Raw genomic sequence first — 1,295 nt, forward strand, 5'->3', positions numbered from 1 at the left:
GGGACTGCTGCACGGATCGGTGACAGGTTGTAGTCACGCCGCCAGTGCGACGGTCGTGTTCATGATGGTCTCGAACTCGATGGGGGTCAAACGGCCCAGGCGGCGCTGACGCCGCCGTCGATGATAGGTCCGCTCGATCCAGGTGACCATCGCAATGCGCAACTGCTCGCGGGTGGTCCAGGAGCGGCGGTTCAGGACGTTCTTCTGCAGCAGGGCGAAGAACGATTCCATGGCCGCGTTGTCCCCGCTGGAGCCGACGCGGCCCATGGATCCGACCATGCGGTGACGGGTCACCGCGCGCAGGAACTTCCGGCTGCGGAATTGACTGCCCCTGTCGCTGTGCACCACGCAGCCGGCGACGTCGCCGCGCATCGCGACGGCGTTCTCGAGCGCCTGGACAGCCAGCCGCGACTTCATCCGGTCGCTGATCGAGTAACCGACGATTCGACCGGAGAACACGTCCTTGATCGCGCAGAGGTAGAGCTTGCCCTCGGCGGTCTTGTGCTCGGTGATGTCGGTCAGCCAGAGTTCGTTCGGCGCGTCGGCTGCGAACACGTGCCGGGTCCGGCCGTGCTCGTCGACGACGGCGCAGAGGTCGTCGTGGACGGGCGGGCCGGGTCGGCGGCCCTTGCCGCGCTTGGGCTTGCCGAACGCGCTGAACCAGCCGTTGGCCGATGCGATCCGCCAGGCGGTGCGGTCCGCCATCGCCTCACCGTTGTCGCGGGCCTCGTCGGCGAGCAGCCGATGCCCGAACTCCGGGTCGTCCTGGTGGGCGTCGAACAGCGCGTTCGCGCGATACGCCTCCACCACCTCGCTCGAGGTGATGGGGTCGGCCAGCCACCGGTAGTAGGGCTGGCGGGAGAGCTTGAGCACCCGGCACGTCACCGCGACGGGGATCCCGTCGGCGGCGAGCTCTGTCACGAGCGGGTAAAGCCTTTTCCCGGCAGGTTCGCCTGCGACAGATACGCCGCCGCCCGCCGCAGCACCTCGTTCTCCTGCTCGAGCAGTCGGATCCGCTTACGCGCCTCGCGGAGCTCGGCGGACTCGGTGCGGGTCTGACCGGGCTTGGCGCCCTCGTCGATATCGGCGCGCCGCATCCACTTCTGAAGCGTCATCGGGTGAACACCGAAGTCCTTCGCGATCTGCTCGATCGTCACTCCGGGCTCGCGGTTCCTCGCGACGCGGACCACGTCGTCACGGAACTCGCTCGGGTACGGCTTGGGCACAGCAACATCCTTCCAGGCCTACCCCTCGGGCAAGCCAGATCAGATGTCACCTACTCGTGCAGCAGTCCC

The 1,295-nt window shown here is 67.7% G+C and carries 1 protein-coding gene; it reads right to left on the reverse strand.

All coding sequences use genetic code 11. The features are described 5' to 3' along the window. Nucleotides 1-33: 33 nt before the first annotated feature. A protein-coding gene (locus IM767_RS20545) for an IS3 family transposase (RefSeq protein ID WP_194398971.1) occupies nucleotides 34-1,226 on the reverse strand; the annotation gives its coding sequence in 2 pieces (ribosomal slippage) (nucleotides 34-939 and nucleotides 942-1,226; 1,191 coding nt in all). Nucleotides 1,227-1,295 lie beyond the last annotated feature (69 nt).

The sequence above is a fragment of the Microbacterium ureisolvens genome (assembly GCF_015278315.1).
Lineage (GTDB): Bacteria > Actinomycetota > Actinomycetes > Actinomycetales > Microbacteriaceae > Microbacterium > Microbacterium ureisolvens.